Source organism: Robinsoniella sp. RHS (assembly GCF_001029355.1).
GTDB lineage: Bacteria > Bacillota > Clostridia > Lachnospirales > Lachnospiraceae > Robinsoniella > Robinsoniella peoriensis.
This window is the reverse complement of the sequence record NZ_JNGB01000172.1, coordinates 1-6,812: the sequence shown is the minus strand read 5'-3', so window position 1 is coordinate 6,812 and position 6,812 is coordinate 1. Positions and strand designations below refer to the sequence as shown.

Below are 6,812 nucleotides of genomic sequence, written 5' to 3'. Positions count from 1 at the left end.
GTATTAGAAGGAAGACAGGCAGGAATCCAGATCATATTTGCAACCCAGAGAGCAGATGCAAAATATTTATCGGGAGCGATCCGGGATAATTTAGGCTTGCGGGTATCACTGGGGTCATTGGAAAAGTCCGGGTACCGCATGACATTTGGAGATGCAGACAGGAAGTTTGAAAAGTTTGGAAGCAGTCATGGCTATGTGTATGTGAATGGAGAAACCGAGACGATCCGGGAATTTTATGCGCCCTATTTAGGAAGGGAATATGATCCAATGAAAGATTTGAAAGATATCGTTAATGCCCGGACGGAGTCCCCCGTTGAGCTGCGGAGCAGATCAAGCGGCAGCGATGAGGGGGACTCCGGCAGGGCGGAGGACGAAGTCCGGCAAAGCGGAACGAATTGTGTAACCCCCCCTTACTAATAGGGGGGTAGAAAATACATAAGAAAGTCTGGAAGCGTGCTAAACATACGGGAAAACAGACATTTTGAATTGTTCAAAAATCGAATGAATAAAATGGAGCAAAGCATAAAAATGGAAAAAGAGAAGCAGGAATTGGAAGCCGTGATCGACTGGGTGCAGGTAACCTTTAAAAAGCTGGATCCATCCATGATCATGAAAGACATTTTTCAGTTTGAACCGGAATTTATGACCTTTGAGAAAAGAGGGCGTTTCCGCTATGCAGGGAAATGGAGTTTCGGGGGAATTGAGATCCTCACCCCGCCGGAAGAATACCCGGATATGGGGAACCATATTTATTTAACCGGTTCCGCCTGCCGGGAATTGGAAATTTACCTGCGGGCACAAAAGCGTACCTGGTTCGATTTTTTTGAGATCTGCCAGGAACATGGCGGAAGTTTTACAAGACTGGATATCGCGCTTGATGACCGGAAGACGTATTTTAAAATAGCAAGGCTGGGAAAGAAAGTGGCGGATTTAGAATGTGTATCTAAATTTAAGAACTGGAACTTCATAGACGGGGGAACAATTTCGGGAGAGAAAGCAGGATGCACGCTGAACCTTGGATCCAGGGAGTCAAAATGCTCGATGGTTTTCTATGAAAAGAATTATGAGCAGAGCAAAAAAACAGGGCTTCCGGTAGAGTTTTATGGAGACTGGAACCGTTATGAAGTCCGTTTAAGAAAGGATGTTGCAAATACCTGTGTAGGAAAACTGGTAGAAAGAAGAAGCATTTGTTTTATCGGTCTGGAGATCATGAATTATTATATCCGATTCGTGGTACCCGGTGAAGATACCAACAAAGGACGCTGGCGTACCTGGAGAGCCTGGGAAACCTTTATGAAAGATATCGGGAAGTTAAAGCTGTCCATGCGTCCAGCCCCGCGGACATTGGAACAGAAAAAGCAGTGGATTATCGATTATGTAGCTCCTACGTTAAAAATGATTCAGATGGCGGATGATACTTTAGGGGAAGAATTTTTAAAAGGAACAATAGAGGAAGCCATTTTAAAAAGCAAACACACCAAAATGGTTGAGGATTACTTAACCGGCAGGAAAGAATTAGAAGAGGAAACAAGTAGAAGAAAAAAAGCTCTGGAAGAAGCGGTACAGCTTGAAAAACAGGGCTTTTGTGATGCAGAGGATCTGGAAGTACCATTTAGGGAAGGGGGATTGTAAATAGATGATAAGAAAAAAGAAAAGCATTGAAGTAATAAGAAATCCAGTGGGTACAAAGATTACAAAAATGACAATGAAGATGAATGCAATCAATGAATTATGGTTAATTCCAAAACTAATCGGACAGGGTTGGATGGTTCGGGCGGGAGACCAGGAAAGGTATTTGTTTTTAAAGGATGTGGATGCCCGGCTGCGTAATGCGAATGAAATTCAAAAGGAACAAATCATCCGAAGCACGATCCATACGTTAGAGTCTTACCGGGATGCCTCGTATTGGAGAAACTACCGTCGTTTTTTCAGTGTGGTGGGATAGGAAGACAGTAAAACAGCAAATATGGCATGGTATTGTGCAGGATGCAGAAAGGAGAATATATGGGAGATAAATGGTGGCTGGGGGTAAGTTATGCAGATGCAAAGTCTTTTATCCATACCAGCCTTGCTACAATGGCAAGAAGCTACATAGCGGTTGGTTATTATATCAGAATTATAAAAGATAACAGGGGATATGAAGAAGAGGGGTATCAAAGTGTACATGAACTGGCAGAAGCAGAGTTTGGGATGAAACGCCAGACAGTAGACCATTGCGTGAGAATTAATGAGCGTTTTTCAGTGGATGGTTACAGCCCGGTTGTGGATGATCAATATAAAGAGTTTAAGAAATCACAACTTCAAGAATTATTGTATTTTACAGACCAGGAGATCCAGGAAATAAAACCGGAAATGACGGTAAAGCAGATCCGGGAAATGAGGAAAGAAAAATGCTCGACGTCGAGCATTTCAGAAGCAGGAAAAAATGTACCTGAAGAAGAACCGGTACAAGCAGAAAAATGCTCGACGTCGAGCATTTCAGAAGCAGGAAAAAATGCATCTGAAGAAGAACCAGTACAAGCAGAAAAATGCTCGACGTCGAGCATTTCAGAAGCAGGAGAAAATGCACTTGTAGAAGAACCAATACAAGCAGAAAAATGCTCGACGTCGAGCATTTTAGAAGCAGAAAGAAATTTAGAAGCAGAAGAACTTTCGGCATTGGGTTATCCAAAACGGGAATATCCAGAGGGGAGTTATGCCGAAACAGCCGGGTGTGGAAAATATGACTGCTTTGACTGTTGCCGAGTGTGTAATATCCGACAGGAAGCATGTTACTGCATGGAAGCGCCGTTAGGAAACCCATTTCCGTGTACAACTTTAGGAAAAATGGAAGATCTGCAAAAGCAGAAAGGTGAGAGGTGCCAATTTGTAAATTTGGATCTGGCAGAAAAGATATTTATGTATGGAGAGCCGAGACCATGTTGTAAAAAGTGTCAGGAAGAATGCTCTTTAAGGTGCCAACGTCCCATGAAAAAAGAGAAGGAATGGAAAGAGAACCAGGAGAAAGAGCCAGATCAAAAGCCAGATTCAGAACCAGACCAGCAGATTCTGTCATTTACAAAAGATGGGGAAGGAATGAAAAATGCGTATGGTGCTACCTGTGCAGCGGTGGTTTATGAATATTTGAGAACTGCTTATGATGAGGAAGAAAAAGCATTTGAGGCTGTTGTACTGGGAAAGAAGTACAAAGCTTTTGAAAAACCGGAAACTACGATGTTCTGTGATGATTTGGGAAAAGTTTTGTTTCAGGTGGAAAACAGCAGACTGGAAGAGGAGTATCACTTTTTTAACAAAAAACCAGAGGAGGAACCGAAAAAAGAACAAGGAAAGGAACCGGAAAAAGAACTTTCCTGGCAGGAGCAATGGAAACAGGGCAATTGCCCGGAAGGAATTGGAAGTTGTGTCCGCCAGGAGTGGGGGACAGATCCAGTGCAACAGGAAGCAGGAGCGACGGAGTGTAAAAAATGCTGGTCTAAGCAAGTGGAGCAATCTAAGATTTTAAAGCGTGCAGAAGTGGAAGAAGCTGCTGTAACAGATGAGATAAATGGTAAGACGGTGATAGAAGAAACATTTTGTAAAGGATGCCACTACGATGTGAAAAACTGCTGTAACTATCCAGAAACAGCGGATAACTATTGTGTAATGGGAAGTAAGTATAAACCGGCAACAAATATGGAAAGTGAAGAAGCGGAGGTGGAAGAATATACAGTAGGGTATTTTTTGCAGGAAGAGGAAGAAAAGCTGTCGGAGATATTAGAAGTGGGAGGGCTTCCGGAAAAAATGGTACAAAGACAGAAAATAATGGTAGCAGCCCTGCGGTATCTGAGTGCCGGTTTGGATCAAGGGAAAGAAACAGCGCAATCGGAACTGTTAAACGTTAATAGGAAAGTATGTGAAAGAAGGTGATAAGTATGGATCAGCAAGAGTGGTTGCAGATTGGCATTGATCGTGGCATAATAGACTGCAAGAACTCTATTTTCTCTGAAAAAGAGAATATGATTATTGAAAATAAAGAAAGAACGGTTACATTGCGTAAAGATGGGCGTTACATGTGTTATGCATACCTTGCATCAGGGCGAAAAGCAGTATATGGAAAAACAGAGGAAAAAGCAATTGAAAATGCTGTAAAAAGAGAAAATCAAGAACGCTTTGAACTTGAAAGACAAAAATATCTTTTTGGATTTTGCTATAAAAAATGGTTTATGGCAAAGTTAGAAAGTAAAATCAGACCTCAAACAACTGATAGAATAGAAAGTACCTATAACAAATATTTTGCAAATGATATAAAAGAGCTAGATATTAGAACATTAGATTCTTATATGGCTATTGATTTTTTAGTTAAATGTGTGGATGGTAGTCCTAAAGGACGATTGACTAGAAAAGAATTTTCAAAAATTATGCAAGTTATAAGAGGTACATACCAATTGTATTGTGATAATTATGTTCTTGAAAACAATAAACAAGTAAAAGATGTTATTGTCTGGGACACTGTCAAGCGTAAAGTGGAAGAAAAGTGTTTGTTATATACTCCTAGAAAAAAAGAGATTGCTGTATCAGGCACAGAACAAAACGCAATACGAGAGGTTGTGTTGAAGGATGAGAAGTTTATTGATAGAAGGATATTGGGATTATGTTGGCTGCTGGAAGAAAGTACAGGATTAAGAATTGGTGAACTGGCTTCGTTGACATGGAAAGATATTGATTTTGAGAATGAAGTTATTTATATTTCCAAGACAGTTTGTAAATATTATCAGAGGGATAGTGATGGTAATCGGATAAAGCAAATATATGGTACAGGTAAGCCTAAAACTGAACATGGAGTTAGAGAAATTCCGTTAACAGATAAAGCGTTGAAAGTTTTGAATCAGTTACTAAAATTACAAAAAGAGTGTGGGTGGTATAATAAGGAAGAGTTATTGTGTTATTCAGGTCGTAGAATTAAAGATGTTACAAATGCTTTGTATAAGAATTTACGAAGAATAAGTAATATGGCTGGAATAGAACAGGATAAGCATATTTATCCGCATTTACTTAGGAAGACAGTAGCAACAAATTTACATGATGCAGGAATGTCAACAAGGGATATAGCGGATTTACTTGGTCATTCGGAAATAGGAGTGACAGAACAGTGTTATATCATATCAACCGAATTAGAAAAGAAGCGCAAAAAAATGGCGGCTGTTTTGTAGAGAAAACAAACCGCATTTTTTATAAATGCCTTAAAAAAATTGACAACGCAAAACGGATTTTGACAACAAGTATTTTGTTGTAAGGATTGTTCAAGAATCCTTATAAATCCACGTATATAAGGCATTAAAAACAACGGAGACGGTGGGATTCGAACCCACGTGCCGGTTGCCCGACAACTTGATTTCGAGTCAAGCTCGTTATGGCCACTTCGATACGTCTCCATGCACTTAAATAGTATATCACATTTTTTGAAAAATGCAAAAACTTTATTCAAGTTATTGTGATAAAAGTAAAAATAATATATAATGAACAAAGAGGCGTGTTTATCTGCCTGTTTGAAGAGGAAAATAACTTAACAAAGTGGTTCGTAACACTTTGATTATAACAGGAAAGGTGTAGTGTCATATGATTAGAATTGGAATGTTAACAAGCGGTGGCGACTGTCAGGCTTTAAATGCAACAATGCGCGGTGTCGTAAAGGGGCTGAGTACCAATGCGGACGAGCTGGAAGTATATGGGTTCGCAAATGGATATAAAGGGCTTATTTATGGGGACTACAGAATGCTGACCAGCAAGGATTTTTCCGGGATTCTGACGAAAGGCGGGACTATATTAGGAACATCCAGACAGCCATTCAAGCTTATGCGCGTCCCGGATGAAAATGGACTGGACAAGGTAGAGGCGATGAAACAGACCTACTATAAACTTCGTCTGGACTGCCTGGTGATTCTGGGAGGAAATGGTACACAAAAGACAGCAAATCTTCTCCGTGAAGAAGGTTTGAATATCATACATCTCCCCAAGACGATTGATAATGATATCTGGGGAACAGACATGACTTTTGGCTTTCAAAGTGCTACAAATATTGCAACAGATGCCATTGACTGCATTCATACCACTGCGGCATCGCACAACCGTGTATTTATCGTAGAAGTTATGGGGCATAAGGTTGGATGGCTCACGCTGCATGCGGGTATTGCCGGCGGAGCAGATATTATTTTGCTGCCTGAGATCCCATACGATATTTCTAAGGTGATCGAAGCTATAGACAAACGTTCCAGAGATGGAAAGGGATTTACAATTCTGGCAGTTGCAGAAGGTGCTATTTCAAAAGAAGATGCCAAACTGTCCAAGAAAGAATTAAAAGAAAAATTAAAGAACAAGAGGCATCCGTCTGTATCATATGAAATTGCAGAGAAGATCCAGGCTGAAACAGGTATGGAGATTCGAATCACAGTTCCAGGACATACTCAGAGAGGCGGAAGTCCATGTCCTTATGACAGGGTTCTGTCTACCAGACTGGGCGCAGAAGCAGCACAGTGTATTCTGGATAAGGAATATGGCTGTATGGTTGGAATCGTAAATGGAAAAGCGAAGAAGATTCCACTGGAAGATGTAGCAGGTAAGTTAAAAATGGTATCGCCGGATGACCAGCTGATTAAGGAAGCAAAATTAATCGGCATTAGTTTTGGAGATTAATAGATTGGAGAGTAAAGCATGAGTTATACTGCTTTATACCGTAAATTCCGTCCGGATACTTTTGCGGATGTAAAAGGTCAGGACCATATAGTTACAACGCTGAAAAATCAAATTAAGGCAGATAGAATCGGGCATGCTTACCT

At 40.5% G+C, this 6,812-nt stretch carries 5 protein-coding genes, 1 tRNA gene and 1 pseudogene; 6 read left to right on the top strand and 1 reads right to left on the bottom strand.

The window, feature by feature from the left end; genetic code table 11:
* The 5 genes and pseudogenes from RHS_RS27475 to xerC all read left to right on the top strand — a co-directional run.
* Window positions 1–417: pseudogene (locus RHS_RS27475) on the top strand (hypothetical protein); the annotation flags it as partial.
* Window positions 418–528: 111 nt separating this feature from the next.
* Complete coding sequence (locus RHS_RS27470) at window positions 529–1,632, top strand: replication initiation factor domain-containing protein (protein ID WP_395023604.1); 1,104 nt, start codon at window positions 529–531, stop codon at window positions 1,630–1,632.
* 4 nt (window positions 1,633–1,636) lie between these two features.
* The gene (locus RHS_RS27465; protein ID WP_047834970.1) at window positions 1,637–1,945 is read left to right on the top strand and encodes a hypothetical protein; all 309 of its coding nucleotides are present in this window, start codon (window positions 1,637–1,639) and stop codon (window positions 1,943–1,945) included.
* A 59-nt stretch (window positions 1,946–2,004) separates the two neighbouring features.
* On the top strand, window positions 2,005–3,906 hold the full coding sequence (locus tag RHS_RS27460) for a hypothetical protein (RefSeq protein ID WP_395023603.1): 1,902 nt from the start codon (window positions 2,005–2,007) through the stop codon (window positions 3,904–3,906).
* A gap of 5 nt (window positions 3,907–3,911) precedes the next feature.
* A complete protein-coding gene (gene xerC / locus RHS_RS27455) occupies window positions 3,912–5,189 on the top strand; it encodes a tyrosine recombinase XerC (RefSeq protein ID WP_047834968.1) in 1,278 nt (425 codons plus the stop codon).
* Window positions 5,190–5,323: 134 nt separating this feature from the next.
* On the opposite strand, the gene RHS_RS27450 is transcribed toward xerC, so the two are convergent.
* Window positions 5,324–5,411, bottom strand: a tRNA-Ser gene (locus RHS_RS27450).
* Window positions 5,412–5,595: 184 nt separating this feature from the next.
* Here RHS_RS27450 and RHS_RS27445 point away from each other — a divergent pair.
* The gene (locus tag RHS_RS27445; protein ID WP_027295787.1) at window positions 5,596–6,669 is read left to right on the top strand and encodes a 6-phosphofructokinase; all 1,074 of its coding nucleotides are present in this window, start codon (window positions 5,596–5,598) and stop codon (window positions 6,667–6,669) included.
* The last annotated feature ends 143 nt before the right edge of the window (window positions 6,670–6,812 follow it).

What these genes read in the sequence shown, in the direction of transcription:
- RHS_RS27470 (WP_395023604.1), top strand. Translation starts at nt 529, where the DNA reads ATGGAAAAAGAGAAGCAGGAATTGGAAGCCGTGATCGACTGGGTGCAG.
- RHS_RS27465 (WP_047834970.1), top strand. Translation starts at nt 1,637, where the DNA reads ATGATAAGAAAAAAGAAAAGCATTGAAGTAATAAGAAATCCAGTGGGT.
- RHS_RS27460 (WP_395023603.1), top strand. Translation starts at nt 2,005, where the DNA reads ATGGGAGATAAATGGTGGCTGGGGGTAAGTTATGCAGATGCAAAGTCT.
- xerC (WP_047834968.1), top strand. Translation starts at nt 3,912, where the DNA reads ATGGATCAGCAAGAGTGGTTGCAGATTGGCATTGATCGTGGCATAATA.
- RHS_RS27445 (WP_027295787.1), top strand. Translation starts at nt 5,596, where the DNA reads ATGATTAGAATTGGAATGTTAACAAGCGGTGGCGACTGTCAGGCTTTA.